A 19371-nucleotide genomic window follows, 5' to 3' on the forward strand; every position below is an offset into this window, starting at 1 on the left:
GCACCTCGATGTCGGCTCATCGCATCCTGGGGCTGTAGTCGGTCCCAAGGGTTGGGCTGTTCGCCCATTAAAGCGGTACGCGAGCTGGGTTCAGAACGTCGTGAGACAGTTCGGTCCCTATCCGTCGCGGGCGCAGGAAATTTGAGAGGAGCTGTCCTTAGTACGAGAGGACCGGGATGGACGCACCGCTGGTGTACCAGTTGTTCTGCCAAGGGCATCGCTGGGTAGCTATGTGCGGACGGGATAAGTGCTGAAAGCATCTAAGCATGAAACCCCCCTCAAGATGAGATTTCCCATTCCTATAAGGAAGTAAGATCCCTGAAAGATGATCAGGTTGATAGGTCTGAGGTGGAAGTGTGGCGACACATGGAGCTGACAGATACTAATCGATCGAGGACTTAACCTAAATATTTGTGAATCGTCTGTCCGTTATCTAGTTTTGAGAGAATGCTCTCAGAAAGCCAAAGGCAAGGAAACTCGGCTAAAGGCCCTCACATCCTGTGAGGAACGCCCAGTACCTTCGTCCTGAAGGCATAGTTTGGTGGCGATAGCGAAGAGGTCACACCCGTTCCCATGCCGAACACGGAAGTTAAGCTCTTCAGCGCCGATGGTAGTTGGGGGCTTCCCCCTGTGAGAGTAGGACGCCGCCAAGCGCTTAGAAAGACCAGCTTATATAAAAGCTGGTCTTTTTTCTTTTCCCTAAGGTTTTATGACAGCTAAAAGTGGAAATAATAAAGGACGAAGAGCAATTAGTTGAAAAAAAAACGAAAACCACTTATAGTAAAGTTAAAGTCAAATATAGTCAAAGTCAAGTGAAGGAGGGGGCTGAGTGGGGAAAAATATTTCTGACATAATCGAACAGTATTTGAAACAAATATTAGAACAGAACGGGAAAGAAATATTAGAGATTAAACGGAGCGAAATAGCCGATAAATTTCAGTGTGTTCCTTCTCAGATCAATTACGTAATCAATACGCGTTTTACGAGCGAGCGCGGATATATTGTCGAAAGCAAAAGAGGCGGCGGCGGTTATATCCGAATTATTAAAATTAAAATGAACGACAAAATTGATTTGATTAACAATATTATGAATCAAATCTATACAAGGCTCTCCCAGGCTGCTTCAGATGACATCATTTTAAGGCTGTTAGAAAATGGTGTCATTACAGAAAGCGAAGCGAAATTGATGGTGAGTGTCATGGACCGTTCTGTTTTATATATTGATTTGCCTGAACGAGACGAATTAAGAGCAAGAATGATGAAAGCCATGCTTACGTCACTTAAATTTAAGTAAAGCGGGTGAGAAGCGTGATATGTCAAGAGTGTAAAGAAAGACCGGCAACTTTTCACTTTACGAAAGTTATTAATGGTGAAAAAAAAGAAATGCACATCTGTGAACAATGTGCGAAAGAGAACAGCGAGTCATATTCTATGAATGAAAGTGGCGGATTTTCCATCCATAATTTATTATCCGGACTGCTTAATTTTGACTCGTCTTTTACAAACAGCAGCGAGGCGCAGCTTTTTCAACAGCCGGATCAGGTTTTGCGATGCAAAAAATGCAATATGACGTTCCCGGAATTTCGAAAAACCGGCCGGTTTGGATGTTCGGAATGTTATAAAACCTTCCACTCCTATATCACTCCGGTTTTAAGAAAAGTTCACAGCGGGAACACGGTCCACGCGGGTAAAATACCAAAGCGGATCGGCGGTAATCTGCATGTAAGAAGACAAATTGAAGCATTAAAAAAAGAGCTGAAAGAATTAATTCAGCAGGAGGAATTTGAAAAAGCAGCCAACATCAGAGATCAGATCAGATCGCTTGAACAAAACCTGAATGCAAACAAGGAGGAGGAGGACTGATGTCACTGCAGCATTTTATTCAGAATGCTTTAAGCAATTGGATGCGGCAAGAAGGCCCTGAGAGTGACATCGTGCTTAGCAGCCGGATCCGTCTTGCGCGCAATTTGGATAAAGTCCGTTTTCCAACGCTTTTTTCAAATGAAGAGGCTTCAGCGATTATAGCATTGTTTGAAGAACAGTTCACAGGCTATGAAGTGCCCGGTATCGGGAAGTTTGAGCTTGTGAAAATGGATCAGGTCCAGCCTTTGGAAAAAAGGGTTCTTGTGGAAAAACATCTGATCAGTCCGCATTTGACGGAAGCTTCCTTTGGCGCATGCCTTCTTTCTGAAAATGAAGAAGTGAGTATTATGCTGAATGAGGAAGATCATATTCGCATTCAATGTCTATTTCCGGGATTTCAGCTGTCAGAAGCATTGAAAGCAGCAAATCAGGTGGACGATTGGATTGAAGACCGGATCGACTACGCTTTTTCCGAACAAAGAGGCTACTTGACCAGCTGCCCTACAAATGTCGGAACAGGGCTTAGAGCTTCTGTCATGATGCACCTTCCTGCTTTAGTGTTAACTAGGCAAATAAACAGAATTATTCCGGCAATTAATCAATTAGGGCTTGTTGTTAGAGGAATTTACGGTGAAGGCAGCGAAGCATTAGGGAATATCTTTCAAATTTCCAACCAAATTACCCTCGGTAAATCGGAACACGACATTGTCGAAGATCTGAACAGTGTCGTTGCCCAGCTGATCGAACAAGAGCGTTCAGCAAGAAAGGCGCTTTATCAGACTTCGCAAATCGAACTTGAAGACCGCGTCTACAGATCTTACGGCGTACTGTCCAATTGCCGGATGATCGAGTCGAAAGAAACAGCAAGATGTCTTTCAGACGTTCGTCTTGGAATTGACCTGGGGATAATAAAAGGTCTTTCCAGCAATATACTTAATGAGCTGATGATCCTGACACAGCCTGGATTTCTCCAGCAATATTCCGGAGGAGCCTTAAGGCCAAACGAGAGGGACATCAGGCGGGCTGCTCTTATCAGGGAGCGCTTGAAATTAGAAAACAACGGCAATAGACAGGAGGATGAAACGATATGATGTTTGGAAGATTCACAGAAAGAGCACAAAAAGTATTGGCGCTTGCTCAAGAAGAAGCTCTGCGTCTGGGCCATAATAACATTGGAACAGAACATATTCTCCTCGGCCTTGTCCGCGAGGGAGAAGGAATTGCTGCGAAAGCGCTGCAGGCGTTAGGACTCAGCCCTGACAAGATTCAAAAAGAAGTTGAAAGCCTCATCGGCCGCGGACAAGAAATGTCACAATCGATCCATTACACACCGAGAGCCAAGAAAGTGACCGAATTGGCGATGGATGAAGCGAGAAAGCTTGGCCACTCCTACGTTGGAACTGAACACATCCTCCTTGGCTTAATCCGCGAAGGGGAAGGTGTTGCGGCAAGGGTGCTGAATAATTTAGGCGTCAGCTTAAACAAAGCGAGACAGCAAGTATTGCAGCTGTTGGGCAGCAATGAGAGCGGAGGCGCTGCTTCAGGCGCCAACAGTAGCGCCAACACACCAACTTTAGACAGTCTTGCCCGGGATCTCACGGCGATTGCAAAAGAAGACAGCCTTGATCCCGTGATCGGCAGAAGCAAAGAAATTCAACGCGTGATTGAAGTGTTGAGCCGCAGAACGAAAAATAACCCTGTGTTAATCGGGGAGCCTGGTGTCGGTAAGACTGCGATTGCCGAAGGCCTGGCCCAGCAGATCATCAATAACGAAGTACCGGAGATTTTACGCGACAAGCGCGTCATGACACTTGATATGGGAACGGTTGTCGCCGGCACGAAATATCGCGGTGAATTTGAAGACCGCCTGAAAAAAGTGATGGACGAAATTCGTCAAGCGGGAAATATCATCCTCTTCATCGATGAGCTGCATACTCTCATCGGAGCCGGAGGAGCGGAAGGGGCCATCGATGCCTCCAATATCCTTAAACCGTCGCTGGCGCGCGGAGAGCTGCAATGCATCGGGGCGACAACCCTTGATGAATACCGCAAATACATTGAAAAAGATGCTGCACTAGAACGGCGTTTTCAGCCGATTCAGGTTGACCAGCCGTCTCCTGAAGAAAGCATTCAAATATTGAAAGGGCTCAGAGACCGCTATGAAGCCCATCACCGCGTATCGATTACGGATGAAGCGATCGAAGCGGCAGTAAAGCTGTCAGACCGCTACATTTCGGACCGTTTTCTGCCTGACAAGGCGATCGACTTAATCGATGAAGCCGGCTCAAAGGTTAGACTGCGTTCATTCACAACGCCTCCTAACTTAAAAGAGCTTGAACAAAAGCTTGATGAGGTAAGGAAAGAAAAAGATGCCGCTGTTCAAAGCCAGGAATTCGAAAAAGCAGCGTCTTTACGTGATACGGAGCAGCGCTTGCGTGAACAGGTCGAAGAAACCAAGAAAACCTGGAAAGAAAAGCAAGGTCAAGAAAATTCCGAAGTGACCGTCGACGATATTGCAATGGTTGTATCAAGCTGGACCGGAGTGCCGGTTTCCAAAATTGCGCAGACCGAAACAGACAAATTGCTGAACATGGAGAGCATTCTTCATTCCCGCGTTATCGGCCAGGATGAGGCTGTCGTTGCAGTTGCAAAAGCAGTCAGACGCGCGCGTGCCGGCTTAAAAGATCCAAAACGTCCTATCGGTTCGTTTATTTTCCTTGGCCCAACAGGCGTAGGGAAAACGGAGCTTGCCCGTGCACTTGCCGAGTCCATTTTCGGCGATGAAGAAGCAATGATTCGCATCGATATGTCCGAGTACATGGAAAAACATTCAACATCAAGACTCGTCGGTTCACCTCCTGGATATGTCGGCTATGATGAAGGCGGACAGCTCACTGAAAAAGTGAGAAGAAAACCGTATTCCGTCGTCTTGCTTGATGAAATCGAGAAAGCTCACCCAGATGTCTTCAATATTTTGCTGCAGGTGCTTGAAGACGGCCGTCTGACTGATTCAAAAGGGCGCACGGTTGACTTTAGGAATACGATTTTGATCATGACATCAAACGTCGGTGCGAGCGAACTGAGAAGAAATAAATACGTCGGGTTTAATGTGCAGGATGAAACCCAGAATTATAAAGATATGAAAGACAAAGTCATGGGTGAACTAAAACGCGCCTTTAGACCTGAATTTATCAACCGGATTGATGAGATCATCGTCTTCCACTCTTTGGAGAAAAAACATTTGAAAGATATTGTATCCCTCATGTCAGACCAATTGACCAAGCGTCTGAAAGAACAGGATCTTTCAATTGAGCTGACTGAAGCGGCTAAAGAAAAAATCGCCGATGAAGGCGTGGATCTCGAATACGGAGCGCGCCCTCTCAGAAGAGCAATCCAAAAACACGTGGAAGACCGGCTGTCAGAAGAGCTCCTAAAAGGCCATATTCAAAAAGGCCAGCATATTGTTTTGGATGTAGAAGACGGAGAATTTGTCGTAAAAACCGAAGCTAAAACGAACTAATATAGAGACAAAAGAAAGAGGCATACGATGTTCATCAGTATGCCTCACTTTCTTATAAAGGGAGCGTTTTGAAAAATCAATGGCTAAAACAAAGACTAAATTCATTTGTCACTCATGCGGCTACGAATCCGCCAAGTGGATGGGGAAATGCCCCGGATGCGGTGCATGGAATACCATGGTGGAAGAAACGATAAAAAAACCCGCCGCCAACAGAAGAACCGCTTTTTCACATTCCGTTCAAACAGTGCAAAAGCCTTCACCTCTCACTTCAATTGAAACAACAGAAGAGCCGCGAATTAAAACGAAACTTGGCGAATTCAACCGCGTCTTGGGAAACGGCATCGTCAAAGGTTCACTTGTTTTAATCGGAGGCGACCCCGGCATCGGGAAATCAACCTTGCTGCTTCAAGTATCTGCCCAGCTCGCTGATTCAAAAGAAAATGTCCTGTACATCTCAGGCGAAGAATCGGTCAAGCAGACAAAGCTGAGAGCAGACCGTCTAGGTATCAACAGTCCCACTCTTCACGTTTTATCTGAAACCGATATGGAGTATATTACGTCTTCTATAGAAGAGATGAACCCATCATTCGTAGTGGTTGATTCGATTCAAACCGTTTACCAAAGTGATATCACATCCGCTCCGGGCAGCGTCTCCCAGGTCAGGGAATGCACCGCTGAGCTGATGAGAATTGCAAAAACGAAAGGGATTCCAATATTTATCGTCGGGCATGTCACAAAAGAAGGTTCGATTGCCGGACCGAGACTTCTGGAACATATGGTCGACACCGTCCTTTACTTTGAAGGTGAGCGGCATCATACATTTCGGATTTTAAGAGCCGTCAAAAACCGGTTTGGATCAACGAATGAAATGGGAATCTTTGAAATGAGGGAAGAGGGCCTGACAGAGGTGCTGAATCCGTCAGAAATCTTTCTCGAAGAGCGCTCGGCGGGAGCGGCCGGATCGAGTGTCGTGGCCTCAATGGAAGGCACGAGGCCAGTCTTAGTAGAGATTCAGGCGCTGATTTCCCCCACGAGCTTTGGGAATCCGCGCCGGATGGCAACCGGGATTGATCATAACCGCGTCTCATTGCTAATGGCAGTTTTAGAAAAAAGGGTTGGACTGCTGCTGCAAAATCAAGACGCCTATTTAAAAGTCGCCGGAGGCGTCAAGCTGGACGAGCCAGCGATTGACCTCGCCGTTGCAGTGAGCATCGCCTCAAGCTTCAGAGACACCCCGCCTCATCCGACGGATTGTTTTATCGGAGAAGTCGGATTGACAGGGGAGGTCCGCAGAGTATCAAGGATAGAACAGAGGGTGCAGGAAGCGGCGAAGCTTGGTTTTAAAAGAATGATTATTCCTTCTGCAAATGTAGAAGGATGGACAAAGCCGAAAGGAATCGAAGTCGTCGGCGTTGAAAATGTAGCTGAGGCCCTTCGAGCTTCATTAGGAGGATCATAATATATGGACAAAGACAAAAAAGGAGCGAAACAGGATCTTTCAGAAATATTGCAGTTTGTCGCCCCCGGCACGCCTCTTCGCGAAGGAATCGAAAACGTCCTTCGGGCCAAAACAGGCGGATTAATCGTGGTCGGCTTCAACGATAAAGTGAAAGAAGTGGTTGACGGAGGGTTCCACATAAATTCTTCTTTCTCTCCGGCTCATCTGTACGAGCTGGCTAAAATGGACGGGGCGATCATTCTCAGCGATTCAGGGCAAAAAATTCTATATGCCAATACACAGCTCATGCCTGAGGCGACGATTCCCTCCTCTGAGACGGGCATGAGACACAGAACAGCCGAGCGTGTGGCCAAGCAGACCGGCTGTCTGATCATCGCGATTTCTGAAAGACGGAATGTGATTACGCTCTATCAGGAAAATATGAAATATATACTCAAAGATATCGGCTTTATCTTAACAAAAGCCAATCAGGCGATTCAGACGCTCGAAAAATACAAACTCATTTTGGACCATGCGATTTCCAATTTGAACGCGCTGGAATTTGAAGAGCTTGTTACATTTGGGGATGTCATCTCCGTTCTGCATCGATATGAAATGGTGCTCAGAATCAAAAACGAAATTAATATGTATATTAAAGAGCTTGGAACAGAAGGCCATCTCATCAGACTCCAGGTTAGCGAACTGATCACCGATATGGAGCAGGAAGCGGCGCTGTTCGTCAAAGATTATGTGAAAGAAAAAATCAAAGACCCGTTTGTTCTGCTGAAACAGCTTCAGGATATGTCGAGTTTCGAATTGCTGGATGATGCGATTCTCCTTAAGCTTTTAGGCTATTCAGCAACTACGAACATGGAAGAATACGTTTTTCCGAGAGGCTACAGGCTTCTCCACAAAATTCCCCGCCTCCCGATGCCGATCGTCGAAAATGTTGTCGAAGCATTCGGCCATTTAAAGCTCATTATCGAAGCGGATGTAAAAGATTTGGATGAAGTGGAAGGAATTGGGGCTGTTCGTGCCCAAAAGATAAAGAAAGGGTTAAAGAGACTTCAGGAGAAACATTATACTGACAGGCAGCTGTGAGAAAATTTTCTAGAAGTGATTAAAATTTGCAATTTATGGGTATATTATTCTTACTTTTTGTTTTCCCTTTTTCACGTGGAAACAGCTGCATTTATAAAAATTAAAACGATTATTTTAAAGGAGGTGAAGGTATGTTAAAACGAATAGTTCAAGCGTTCTTTGCGATTTTGGGAGGCGTTATCGGTATTTTTCTCATACCGGAATTGTTTGTACTGTTAAATGTACAGGACATACCTTTAGTAACAAACCCGTATGCGTCCGCTTGTTTAGGAGCTATCATCTTTTTTCTTCTGGGCATCTGGTGTGCGGATCACGTCATCAACTGGGTGAAACAGATTGAGGATTCCTTGATCAAAGCACCTGTCTCAGACTTGTTGTTCGGCTCTTTGGGATTAATCTTCGGACTTATGCTCGCTTATCTTATCGTCAACGTCATTCCGTTAAAAGACATCCCTTATCAGTTAATCAGCACGGTCATTCCGATTGTGTTGGCCGCATTTCTCGGCTATCTCGGATTCCGTGTGGGTTTCAAGAAAAAGGATGAAATGCTGACACTTTTTGCATCGAGAAAGAAAAAAGGTTCTGCTGAGGAAGAGCGTCCGGAAGAAGACAAAAAGCTGAAAATTTTAGACACAAGTGTTATTATAGATGGGAGAATTGCTGATATTTGTCAGACCGGATTTCTTGAAGGCGTCATTGTGATTCCTCAGTTTGTGCTTGAGGAACTGCAGCATATCGCCGACTCTTCAGACGTCCTCAAACGAAACAGAGGGCGGAGAGGACTGGATATTTTAAACCGTATCCAGAAAGAGCTTGATATTAAAGTTGAAATTTATGAAGGCGATTTTGAAGACATCCAAGAGGTCGACAGCAAGCTCGTCAAACTGGCGAAGCTGACCTCGGGCGTTGTCGTCACAAACGATTTCAATTTGAACAAAGTATGCGAGCTCCAAAAGGTTGCCGTATTGAACATCAACGACCTTGCCAACGCCGTCAAGCCTGTCGTGCTTCCGGGAGAAGAAATGAAGGTGCAGGTCATCAAAGACGGAAAAGAACATAATCAGGGCGTGGCTTATCTGGACGACGGCACGATGATTGTCGTTGAAGAAGGGCGAAATTATATTGGCAAACATATCGACGTGCTCGTGACCAGCGTGCTGCAGACAGCGGCAGGCAGAATGATATTCGCCAAGCCGAAACTGCTGGAAAAGGCGCTTTGAAAAAGGGAGAAATAAAATGAATTATGAAGTCGTCATTCCTGCCGCCGGACAAGGTAAACGAATGAATGCCGGGAAAAACAAACTGTTTATCGAGGCGAAAGGAATACCTGTGATTATTCATACATTAAAGGTGTTTGAAAACCATGATGCCTGCAAAAGGATCATTCTTGTCATCAATGAACAGGAATTCGGTGAATTCAACACCCTTTTAAAAACCTATCATTTTACGACTCCGATCGAGATGGTGCCGGGCGGAAGAGAACGCCAGCAAAGCGTTTTTGCGGGCATTAAAGCGGCCGGCAAAGAGGAAACGGTCCTCGTCCATGACGGAGCAAGACCTTTTATTAAACGGGAATATATCGAACAGCTTGTCGAGAAAGCAAAGGAAACAGGGGCAGCCATCGTTGCCGTTCCTGTTAAAGACACGATCAAACGCGTTCAAGACGGTGAGATAGCCGGAACGATTGAACGTTCAAGCTTGTGGGCCGCTCAAACCCCACAAGCTTTTCGTCTTTCTATTCTGATGAATGCTCACCTTGAGGCTGAAGCAAAAGGTTTCCTCGGTACGGACGACGCCAGTCTTGTCGAGGAAGCCGGAGGTACGGTTGCAATCATTCAAGGGGATTATCAAAACATCAAACTGACGACCCCGGATGACTTGCTTGTCGCAGAAGCGATATTAGAAGCGGAAAAGAGGAATGAACATGTTTAGAATAGGCCAAGGATTTGACGTCCATCAACTAGTGGAAGGCAGGCCGCTCATAATCGGGGGAATTACGATTCCTTACGAAAAAGGCCTTCTCGGACATTCAGATGCAGATGTGCTTTTGCACACGATTGCGGATGCATGTCTCGGTGCCGTCGGCGAGGGCGATATCGGAAAACACTTTCCGGATACCGATCCTGAATTCAAAGATGCCGACTCCTTCAAACTCCTTCGCCACGTCTGGATGATCGTGAAGGAAAAAGGCTATACGCTAGGGAACCTGGATTGTACAATCATCGCCCAAAAGCCTAAAATGGCGCCGTATATCGAAGACATGAGAGCCAGAATTGCCGAAGGGCTAGAGGCGGAAATTTCCCAAATTAACGTAAAAGCGACCACAACCGAAAAGCTCGGATTTACGGGAAGAGCCGAAGGAATCGCCGCCCAGGCTTCCGTTCTGCTCCAAAAGGTATAATTCATTTTGAAGACAGGTTCATTTGATGATAGAATAGGAAATAAATTTGAACTCTGCTAGAGACGAAAGGAAGTTAGACAGATGGGAAACGAAGTTCGGGTTCGTTATGCGCCGAGCCCAACAGGCCATTTACATATCGGAAATGCCAGAACCGCTCTTTTTAATTATTTGTTTGCCCGGAGCCAAGGCGGAAAATTCATCATCCGCATTGAAGATACGGACCGCAAGCGCAACATTGAAGGCGGGGAGCAAAGCCAGCTGAACTATTTAAAATGGCTGGGCATCGACTGGGATGAAAGCGTGGATGTCGGAGGAGAATACGGACCATACCGCCAATCCGAAAGAAACGACATTTACAAAACATATTACGAGGAGCTTCTTGAAAAAGGGCTAGCCTACAAATGCTACTGCACGGAAGAAGAGCTTGAGAAAGAGCGTGAGGAACAGGCTGCCCGCGGAGGAATGCCGCGCTACTCCGGCAAGTGCCGCAATTTAACAAAAGAAGAGCAGGAAAAGCTCGAAGCTGAAGGAAGACAGCCGAGCATCCGCTTTAAAGTGCCTCAAGGTGAAGTCATCCGCTTTGATGACATCGTCAAAGGAGAAATTTCTTTTGAAACAGACGGAATCGGCGACTTCGTCATCGTGAAGAAAGACGGAACGCCTACTTACAACTTTGCCGTAGCGGTCGATGACTATTTAATGAAAATGACGCATGTCCTGCGCGGCGAAGACCACATTTCCAATACGCCAAAGCAGATCATGATTTACAACGCCCTTGGCTGGGATATCCCGGCATTTGGACATATGACATTAATCGTCAATGAAAGCCGCAAAAAACTGAGCAAACGTGATGAGTCCATCATTCAGTTTATCGAGCAGTACGAAGAGCTCGGCTATTTGCCGGAAGCATTGTTTAACTTCATCACTCTTCTAGGCTGGTCGCCGGTCGGAGAAGAAGAACTGTTTACAAAAGAACAGTTTATTGAGATATTTGATGTAAACCGTTTGTCAAAATCACCAGCGGTGTTTGATACGCATAAACTGAAATGGGTCAACAACCAGTATGTGAAAAAACTTGATCTTGATCAGGTCATCGAATTGACCGTGCCGCATTTGCAAAAAGCGGGCAAGGTTTCAGAAGAGCTTTCAGGCAGCGAACAGGAATGGGTGCGCAAGCTGATTTCCCTATATCAGGAACAGCTGAGCTACGGCGCTGAAATCGTCGAGTTAACAGAGTTGTTCTTTAAAGACGATATCCAGTATAATCGTGAAGCAAGAACAGTTTTAGAAGAAGAGCAGGTTCCGGAAGTGCTTCGCGTATTTGCCGAAAAGCTTGAGCAGCTTGACTCGTTTACGGCAGATGAGATCAAGGCATCCATCAAAGCCGTTCAAAAAGAAACAGGACATAAAGGGAAAAAGCTGTTTATGCCGATCCGCGTAGCGACGACAGGCCAGACCCACGGTCCTGAACTGCCTCAGTCCATTGAATTATTGGGGAAAGACACCGTTTTAAAACGGCTGCATAACATTATTCAATAAGATAAATCGTTGACAGGGATAAGTATAAAGCCAGGGCCTTTAAAGAGAGAGTCTTCATCGGCTGGAAAAGACTTAAGCGCCGGGCTTTAGAAATGCACCTCTTGAGACCTTTGAAGAACGTTTTTATAACAAGTATTCAAAGGCGGTATCCGCCGTTATGGATGAGAGTTGAGAAAACAGCTGTGCTGTTTTCTAAACAGAGTGGAACCGCGCGTCAAAAAGCGTCTCTGTCATCAGACAGAGGCGTTTTTTATATGGTTTGACAATAGAGACAAAGGAAGCGGGGAACGGGGGGAATCATGTGTTCTTTAAAATGCTGAAAGAAGATGTAGATGTCGTATTTGACCAAGATCCGGCTGCGAGAAGCTACATTGAAGTCATCTTAACTTATTCAGGTTTGCATGCTATATGGGCACATCGAATTGCACATGCTTTATATAAAAGAAAAAGGTTTTTCATCGCCAGAGCGATCTCTCAAATCGCCCGCTTCTTTACGGGAATCGAAATTCACCCGGGTGCCAAGATCGGCAGGAGATTTTTCATTGATCACGGCATGGGGGTTGTGATCGGCGAAACCTGTGAGATCGGAAACAATGTCACGGTTTTTCAGGGCGTGACGCTTGGGGGAACAGGAAAAGAAAAAGGCAAAAGGCATCCGACAATCGAGGACGATGCCCTGATCTCAACAGGGGCCAAAGTGCTTGGATCCATTACAGTCGGAAGAGGGGCGAAAATCGGTGCAGGCTCCGTCGTCCTGCACGATGTGCCTGAATGCTCCACCGTTGTCGGCATCCCGGGCCGGGTCGTCGTACAAAACGGAAAGAAAATCAGACGCGACTTGAATCACCAGGATTTGCCGGATCCGGTGGCTGACCGCTTCAGAGAATTGGAAAACGAAATCAGGCAGCTGAAACAAGAGCTCCGGAGAAAAGAAAGGGAAGATGAGCTGTGACACTAACATTGTATAATACTCTCACACGAAAAAAAGAGCCGTTTGTGCCTCTTGAAGAAGGCAAGGTCAAAATGTATGTGTGCGGTCCGACAGTATATAACTACATCCATATCGGAAACGCAAGGCCGGCTATCGTGTTTGACACTGTCAGAAAGTATTTAGAGTATAAAGGCTATGAAGTCCAATATGTCTCCAATTTTACAGATGTCGATGACAAATTAATTAAAGCGGCAAATGAACATGGAGAGGAAGTGCCGGTCATCGCCGAACGCTTTATTAAGGCATACTTCGAAGATGTCGGTTCACTGGGCTGCACAAAAGCTGACTGCCATCCGCGCGTCACTGAAAACATGGATGAGATCATCGACTTTATTCAGACGCTGATCGATAAGGGCTATGCCTATGAGGCGGACGGAGATGTTTATTATAAAACAAGATCGTTTGAAGGCTATGGAAAGCTGTCGCATCAATCGGTCGATGAGCTGAGATCAGGCGCCCGAATTCAAGTGGGCGAAAAGAAAGAAGATGCGCTCGATTTCACACTATGGAAAGCGGCTAAAGATAACGAAATCTCCTGGGATAGCCCTTGGGGAAAAGGCCGTCCCGGCTGGCATATCGAGTGCTCTGCGATGGCGAGAAAATATCTGGGCGATTCGATCGACATTCACGCCGGCGGTCAGGATCTGGCCTTCCCGCATCATGAAAACGAAATTGCCCAATCGGAAGCATTAACAGGGAAGCCTTTCGCGAAATATTGGCTTCATAACGGCTACATTAATATCGATAATGAGAAAATGTCAAAATCGCTCGGCAACTTTGTTCTTGTGCATGACATTATTAAAGAGCATGACCCCCAAGTGCTGCGGTTTTTCATGCTGTCTGTTCATTACAGACATCCGATAAACTATTCGGTCGAACTTCTCGAGAACACAAAAAACGCTTTTGGACGTCTAAAAACAGCTTATAGCAATTTGCAGCATCGCCTAAAAAGCAGTACAAATTTAACAGAGGGCGATTCAGAATGGCTTGAAAAAATCGAAGAGCAGCGAAAAGCCTTCCAAACGGCTATGGATGATGATTTCAATACAGCGAATGCCATTTCCGTCCTGTTTGACCTGGCCAAACATGCCAACTACTATTTGCAGGAAAAGAATACTGCAGAACATGTCATTCAGGCGTTTATACAGCTGTTTGACGAGATCTGCTCAGTGCTCGGCTTCTCCCTCAAGGAACAGGAACTTTTGGATAAAGACATTGAAGAACTGATCGAGAAGCGGAATGAGGCCCGGAGAAACCGCGACTTTGCAACATCTGATCAGATTCGCGACCAGTTGAAAAGCATGAATATTATCTTGGAGGACACTCCGCAGGGCACGCGCTGGAAAAGAGGAGAATCATAAACATGAATTTGGAAACCATTAAAGACGCCAAACAGCTGAATGGTTTGGCGCTTGCTTACATGGGTGATGCCGTTTTGGAGGTATATGTGAGGCATCACCTCTTAAAGCAAGGCATGACAAGGCCCAATGATCTGCACCGGCAGTCGAGGCGATATGTCTCCGCCAAGTCGCAGGCAAGCATGCTGTTTGCGCTTGAGGAGCAGGAATTTTTCACCGAGGAAGAACAGGCTGTGCTGAGAAGAGGGCGGAATGCCAAATCCGGAACGGTACCGAAAAACACGGATGTCCAAACATATCGTTACAGTACGGCTTTTGAGGCGGTCATCGGGTATCTTTTTCTTGAGAACAGGGAAGATAGGCTTAATGAACTCATCAAAGCAGCGCTGGAAAAACGGGATGGCAGGGAGGAAGTAAAATGAGTCAGCAGCATGATTACGTCATAGGAAAAAACGCGGTCATCGAAACATTAAAGTCCGGCCGGGAATTGTATAAGCTGTGGATGGCGGAAAACACAGTGAAGGGACAGGCTCAGCAAGTCGTCGATCTCGCCGCCAAAAAAGGCGTCACGATTCATTATGTCCCAAGAAAAAAACTCGATCAAATGGTTTCCGGACAGCATCAAGGCGTCGTCGCCCAGGTAGCGGCTTACGAGTATGCCGAGCTGGATGATCTTTTTCAAAAGGCCGAAGACAGAAATGAACAGCCGTTTATCCTTGTATTAGACGAAATTGAGGATCCGCACAACCTGGGCTCTATTATGCGCACCGCAGACGCGGTCGGGGCTCACGGCATCGTCATTCCGAAAAGGCGCGCGGTCGGCCTTACAACGACTGTCGCCAAAGCCTCGACAGGAGCCATCGAACATATTCCGGTCGTCAAGGTGACCAATCTGTCGCGGACCCTGGAAGAAATGAAGGGACGGGGCATTTGGGTCGTCGGTACCGATGCGTCTGGACAACAGGACTACAGGTCGCTGGACGGAAATATGCCGCTTGCGCTTGTCATCGGCAGCGAAGGAAAAGGCATGGGAAGGCTTGTTAAAGAGAAATGTGATTTTCTCATTCGCCTGCCGATGGCGGGAAAGGTCACATCCCTGAACGCCTCAGTTGCAGCCGGCCTGCTGATGTATGAAGTGTACCGGAAACGAAGCCCTCTGGGAGAATAGACGGAATGGACATCCTGTTGGTCGACGGTTATAACATGATTGGGGCTTGGCCTCAGCTGAAAGATTTAAAAGAAAACAGTTTTGAAGAAGCAAGGGACCTGTTGATTCAGAAGATGGCGGAATATCAATCGTATACAGGGTTTCGGGTAATCGTTGTCTTTGATGCGCATCTCGTTAAAGGAATCGAGAAAAAGAAGGTCAATCATCGCGTAGAAGTGATATTCACAAGGGAAAATGAAACGGCTGATGAACGGATCGAGAAACTGGTGTCAGACTTGAATAGTATTCAGACGCAGATCCATGTTGCCACATCCGATTACACAGAGCAGTGGGCGATTTTTGGCCAGGGGGCCCTGCGCAAATCGGCCAGAGAGCTGCTCAGGGAGGTCGAAGCGATCGAAAGGCAAATTGAAAACAGGGTGAAACAAATCACCTCAGAGCGTCCCGCAGGGAAAATTCCATTGTCAGAAGACGTCTTGAGGATCTTCGAAAAATGGCGGCGTGGCGACTTGGATTAGGTTGACGCTTTTTTGTCCATTACTGTATAATATTTCTATCTACGTGCGGTCGGGGGGATCGGAGTGAACTTACAAAACAACCAGGGAAAATTCAGCAAAGAACAGTTCAGCAAAGAACGTTTTTGCCAGTTGGAAGACGAGCAGGTCATTGAAATGGTTCATGTCGGAGACAGTGATGCGTTAGATTACTTGATTACAAAGTACCGTAATTTTGTAAGGGCAAAAGCAAGATCCTACTTCTTAATCGGGGCTGATCGGGAAGATATCGTTCAGGAAGGCATGATTGGACTCTACAAATCTATCCGTGATTTTAGAGAGGACAAGCTGACTTCATTCAAAGCTTTTGCAGAATTATGCATTACCCGCCAAATTATTACCGCTATCAAAACAGCTACTCGCCAGAAACATATTCCGCTCAATTCTTATGTGTCGCTGGACAAGCCCATTTATGACGAGGAATCAGACCGGACGCTTCTCGACGTGATTTCAGGGGCCAAGGTCATGAATCCTGAAGAGCTGATCATCAATCAGGAAGAATTCGATGATATCGAGCTGAAAATGGGAGAATTGCTTAGTGATTTAGAAAGAAAAGTTCTTGCGCTCTATCTCGACGGAAGATCCTATCAGGAAATATCCGAAGAATTAAACCGCCATGTAAAATCGATCGATAATGCGCTCCAGCGTGTCAAAAGGAAGCTTGAAAAGTACCTGGAGCTCCGCGAAATCAGCTTGTAGCCGATGCTTATGGCATATTGACAGTCATTTTATGACTGTGATATGTTACTTAGGAAATGAACGTCCAGAAAAAGGTGTAAACATGAAGAAAAAAGTAACGTTAGCCTGCAAAAATTGCGGAAATCGTAATTATACGACAATGAAAAGCTCCGCAGCTTTGGCTGAACGGCTCGAAGTAAAGAAATACTGCAATAACTGCAATTCACATACAGTACATCTGGAAACAAAATAGATGTTTTTGTTTTTAGGTTGTGGAGGTTTCTTACCATGGGTATTATCAAATTTTTAAAGAATGTCGGAAAAGAAATGAAAAAGGTCACCTGGCCTAAAGGAAAAGAACTAACGCGCTATACGATCACTGTTATCACCACCGTTATCTTTTTCGCCATCTTTTTTGCACTCATCGATTCGGGTATTACGCAATTAATTCGTTTAATAGTTGAATAATGATCAGCATAACGTGTTATAATAGATCTAAATATGACTTGCCAAAAAACCCGTTCAACGGGTTTTTTCATTGTTTCAAAATATGAGGCTCGTATAAAAGAAAGTGTCAGTTTCCCGGTACGGCCAATAAACTTTTAAGGTGTGGGGAGGGAAGGACTGAAAGGGTCCTGAATGAGAATGGAAAAGAAATGGTATGTGGTTCATACGTACTCCGGCTATGAAAATAAAGTAAAGGCGAATTTGGAAAAGCGGGTAGAATCGATGGGGATGCAAGATAAGATATTCCGCGTCGTTGTACCTGAAGAGGAAGAAACCGATATTAAAAACGGCAAGAAAAAAGTCGTTAAAAAGAAAGTCTTCCCTGGTTATGTACTTGTCGAACTTGTCATGACGGATGATTCCTGGTATGTTGTTCGAAATACGCCTGGTGTGACCGGGTTTGTCGGTTCAGCCGGATCAGGTTCAAAGCCGACTGCACTGCTTCCGGGCGAAGCGGAAAAAATCCTGAAGCGGATGGGGCTTGAAGAAAGAAAAACAGAAATCGACTTTGAATTAAAAGAAACCGTCAAGGTTATCGACGGCCCGTTTGCTGATTTCACAGGGACGATCGAAGAGATCGACCACGACAAAAATAAAGTCAAAGTTTTTGTTAATATGTTCGGAAGAGAGACCCCGGTTGAGCTCGAATTTACTCAAGTTGACAAATTGTAATGGAAAAGCGCTTGAAATCACTATATAAAAGTGGTAATATACAAAGGTGCGTCTTGGCAAAAAGGTCAAGGCAGCTAGCTTGATATTTTCATCATTCATATAAAGAATGAGACCTTGAGTGGGAGGGTTCACCCTATTACCACATCACGGACTTAAGGAGGTGTGTCTCGTGGCTAAAAAAGTAGTTAAAGTTGTAAAATTGCAAATTCCTGCTGGAAAAGCGAATCCAGCTCCGCCAGTTGGTCCTGCGTTAGGTCAAGCCGGTGTTAACATCATGGGATTCTGTAAGGAGTTTAACGCTCGTACATCTGACCAAGCTGGTCTGATCATTCCTGTAGAAATTTCGGTTTACGAAGACCGTTCATTTACATTTATCACAAAAACTCCGCCTGCTGCTGTATTGCTTAAAAAAGCGGCTGGAATTGAGTCAGGTTCTGGTGAGCCTAACCGTAATAAAGTCGCAACCGTTAAACGCGATAAAGTACGTGAAATCGCCGAAACAAAAATGCCTGACTTAAATGCGGCAGATGTTGAAGCGGCTATGCGTATGGTTGAAGGAACTGCCCGCAGTATGGGTATTGTGATCGAAGACTAATTTTTGTCTCTTTGCTGGGTTGCGAGTTTGGATCAGACAAGTTCGCAACCCTTATTCGTGGGAGGTTATTCCGCTAAAACCACTAAGGAGGAAATTTTAAAATGGCTAAAAAAGGTAAAAAATACGTCGAAGCTGCCAAGCTTGTAGATCGTACAAAAGCTTACGACGTAAACGAAGCGATTGAGCTTGTGAAAAAAACAAACACAGCTAAATTCGATGCTACTGTTGAAGCGGCATTTCGTTTAGGTGTTGACCCTCGTAAAAACGACCAGCAAATCCGCGGTGCAGTTGTACTTCCAAACGGAACAGGCAAAACTCAGCGCGTTCTTGTTTTCGCTAAAGGTGAAAAAGCGAAAGAAGCAGAAGCTGCTGGTGCAGACTACGTAGGCGATGCAGATTACATCAACAAAATTCAGCAAGGCTGGTTTGATTTTGATGTGATCGTTGCGACTCCTGACATGATGGGTGAAGTCGGTAAAATCGGACGCGTGCTTGGACCAAAAGGTCTTATGCCAAACCCTAAAACAGGAACGGTTACATTTGAAGTTGAAAAAGCAGTCAACGAAATCAAAGCGGGTAAAGTTGAATACCGCGTTGATAAAGCAGGAAACATCCACGTTCCAATCGGAAAAGTGTCTTTCGAAGAAGGCAAGCTTGTAGAGAACTTCGCGACAATGTACGACACAATTTTGAAAGCGAAGCCTGCTGCTGCTAAAGGTGTATACGTGAAAAACGTTTCTGTTACATCTACAATGGGACCTGGAATCAAAGTGGACCCTTCAACTTTCAACGTAAAATAATATTGACTTTTGATAAGACGTTCTGATATAATTCAAAACGTTGTAAAAATAAAATATGTCCATTTATACCGTAGACAGTAGGTGCTGATAAGGCTTAATTTCCTACCGAGGTGTATATATATCACAGCTCTAGCGTTACGTATGCTTGTATATACAGCCTCCATGTCGAATGGAGGCTTTTTATAT

At 45.5% G+C, this 19371-nt stretch carries 21 protein-coding genes, 2 rRNA genes and 2 other annotated features (2 of these 25 cut by a window edge); all 23 genes read left to right on the forward strand.

Going from position 1 to position 19371, the window contains the following annotated elements; genetic code table 11:
- Positions 1–406, forward strand: a 23S ribosomal RNA gene (locus H7F26_RS06750) (it extends 2525 nt beyond the left edge of the window).
- A 131-nt stretch (positions 407–537) separates the two neighbouring features.
- Positions 538–653 (forward strand): 5S ribosomal RNA (gene rrf / locus H7F26_RS06755).
- A 176-nt stretch (positions 654–829) separates the two neighbouring features.
- Positions 830–1294 (forward strand): CtsR family transcriptional regulator, encoded by a 465-nt coding sequence (locus H7F26_RS06760; protein WP_003178269.1) that lies wholly within the window; start codon positions 830–832, stop codon positions 1292–1294.
- Between the two features lie 14 nt (positions 1295–1308).
- Positions 1309–1863, forward strand: coding sequence for a protein-arginine kinase activator protein McsA (locus tag H7F26_RS06765; RefSeq protein WP_003178271.1), 555 nt, complete (start codon positions 1309–1311; stop codon positions 1861–1863).
- Positions 1863–2954: a protein-arginine kinase McsB gene (locus H7F26_RS06770; RefSeq protein WP_003178273.1), complete on the forward strand. Its 1092-nt coding sequence runs from the start codon at positions 1863–1865 to the stop codon at positions 2952–2954. The genes H7F26_RS06765 and H7F26_RS06770 overlap by 1 nt, the downstream gene beginning before the upstream one ends.
- Positions 2951–5383 (forward strand): ATP-dependent protease ATP-binding subunit ClpC, encoded by a 2433-nt coding sequence (gene clpC, locus H7F26_RS06775; RefSeq protein ID WP_003178275.1) that lies wholly within the window; start codon positions 2951–2953, stop codon positions 5381–5383. Before H7F26_RS06770 ends, clpC begins: the two co-directional genes overlap by 4 nt.
- Positions 5384–5462: 79 nt before the next feature.
- Complete coding sequence (gene radA / locus H7F26_RS06780; protein ID WP_003178276.1) at positions 5463–6842, forward strand: DNA repair protein RadA; 1380 nt, start codon at positions 5463–5465, stop codon at positions 6840–6842.
- A gap of 3 nt (positions 6843–6845) precedes the next feature.
- Entirely contained in the window at positions 6846–7922 is a 1077-nt protein-coding gene (gene disA, locus H7F26_RS06785) for a DNA integrity scanning diadenylate cyclase DisA (RefSeq protein ID WP_003178277.1), read from the forward strand.
- A gap of 131 nt (positions 7923–8053) precedes the next feature.
- Entirely contained in the window at positions 8054–9142 is a 1089-nt protein-coding gene (locus H7F26_RS06790) for a PIN/TRAM domain-containing protein (protein ID WP_003178278.1), read from the forward strand.
- Positions 9143–9158: 16 nt separating this feature from the next.
- Positions 9159–9854, forward strand: a complete 696-nt coding sequence (gene ispD, locus H7F26_RS06795; protein ID WP_003178279.1) for a 2-C-methyl-D-erythritol 4-phosphate cytidylyltransferase — start codon at positions 9159–9161, stop codon at positions 9852–9854.
- The gene (ispF, locus tag H7F26_RS06800) at positions 9847–10323 is read left to right on the forward strand and encodes a 2-C-methyl-D-erythritol 2,4-cyclodiphosphate synthase (RefSeq protein WP_003178280.1); all 477 of its coding nucleotides are present in this window, start codon (positions 9847–9849) and stop codon (positions 10321–10323) included. Before ispD ends, ispF begins: the two co-directional genes overlap by 8 nt.
- Before the next feature lie 81 nt (positions 10324–10404).
- Positions 10405–11862 (forward strand): glutamate--tRNA ligase, encoded by a 1458-nt coding sequence (gene gltX / locus H7F26_RS06805; RefSeq protein ID WP_003178281.1) that lies wholly within the window; start codon positions 10405–10407, stop codon positions 11860–11862.
- Positions 11863–12094 (forward strand) — a binding site (T-box leader).
- A 69-nt stretch (positions 12095–12163) separates the two neighbouring features.
- Positions 12164–12814: a serine O-acetyltransferase gene (cysE, locus tag H7F26_RS06810; protein WP_003178282.1), complete on the forward strand. Its 651-nt coding sequence runs from the start codon at positions 12164–12166 to the stop codon at positions 12812–12814.
- Positions 12811–14214: a cysteine--tRNA ligase gene (cysS, locus tag H7F26_RS06815; protein WP_003178283.1), complete on the forward strand. Its 1404-nt coding sequence runs from the start codon at positions 12811–12813 to the stop codon at positions 14212–14214. Before cysE ends, cysS begins: the two co-directional genes overlap by 4 nt.
- Before the next feature lie 2 nt (positions 14215–14216).
- The gene (locus tag H7F26_RS06820; protein WP_003178284.1) at positions 14217–14633 is read left to right on the forward strand and encodes a Mini-ribonuclease 3; all 417 of its coding nucleotides are present in this window, start codon (positions 14217–14219) and stop codon (positions 14631–14633) included.
- Entirely contained in the window at positions 14630–15379 is a 750-nt protein-coding gene (gene rlmB / locus H7F26_RS06825; RefSeq protein ID WP_003178285.1) for a 23S rRNA (guanosine(2251)-2'-O)-methyltransferase RlmB, read from the forward strand. The genes H7F26_RS06820 and rlmB overlap by 4 nt, the downstream gene beginning before the upstream one ends.
- A gap of 5 nt (positions 15380–15384) precedes the next feature.
- Entirely contained in the window at positions 15385–15897 is a 513-nt protein-coding gene (gene rae1, locus H7F26_RS06830; protein ID WP_003178286.1) for a ribosome-dependent mRNA decay endonuclease Rae1/YacP, read from the forward strand.
- A 63-nt stretch (positions 15898–15960) separates the two neighbouring features.
- A complete protein-coding gene (gene sigH, locus H7F26_RS06835; protein ID WP_003178288.1) occupies positions 15961–16632 on the forward strand; it encodes an RNA polymerase sporulation sigma factor SigH in 672 nt (223 codons plus the stop codon).
- A gap of 82 nt (positions 16633–16714) precedes the next feature.
- The gene (gene rpmG / locus H7F26_RS06840; protein ID WP_003178289.1) at positions 16715–16864 is read left to right on the forward strand and encodes a 50S ribosomal protein L33; all 150 of its coding nucleotides are present in this window, start codon (positions 16715–16717) and stop codon (positions 16862–16864) included.
- Positions 16865–16899: 35 nt separating this feature from the next.
- Positions 16900–17079, forward strand: a complete 180-nt coding sequence (secE, locus tag H7F26_RS06845) for a preprotein translocase subunit SecE (protein ID WP_003178291.1) — start codon at positions 16900–16902, stop codon at positions 17077–17079.
- A gap of 177 nt (positions 17080–17256) precedes the next feature.
- Positions 17257–17790, forward strand: a complete 534-nt coding sequence (gene nusG, locus H7F26_RS06850; protein WP_003178298.1) for a transcription termination/antitermination protein NusG — start codon at positions 17257–17259, stop codon at positions 17788–17790.
- Between the two features lie 169 nt (positions 17791–17959).
- Positions 17960–18385: a 50S ribosomal protein L11 gene (gene rplK, locus H7F26_RS06855; protein WP_003178300.1), complete on the forward strand. Its 426-nt coding sequence runs from the start codon at positions 17960–17962 to the stop codon at positions 18383–18385.
- A gap of 101 nt (positions 18386–18486) precedes the next feature.
- Positions 18487–19185, forward strand: coding sequence for a 50S ribosomal protein L1 (gene rplA / locus H7F26_RS06860; RefSeq protein WP_003178302.1), 699 nt, complete (start codon positions 18487–18489; stop codon positions 19183–19185).
- 50 nt (positions 19186–19235) lie between these two features.
- Positions 19236–19371, forward strand: a sequence feature (ribosomal protein L10 leader region); it runs 6 nt beyond the window's last position.

The organism is Bacillus sp. PAMC28748 (assembly GCF_014250415.1).
GTDB classification, from domain to species: domain Bacteria; phylum Bacillota; class Bacilli; order Bacillales; family Bacillaceae; genus Bacillus; species Bacillus licheniformis.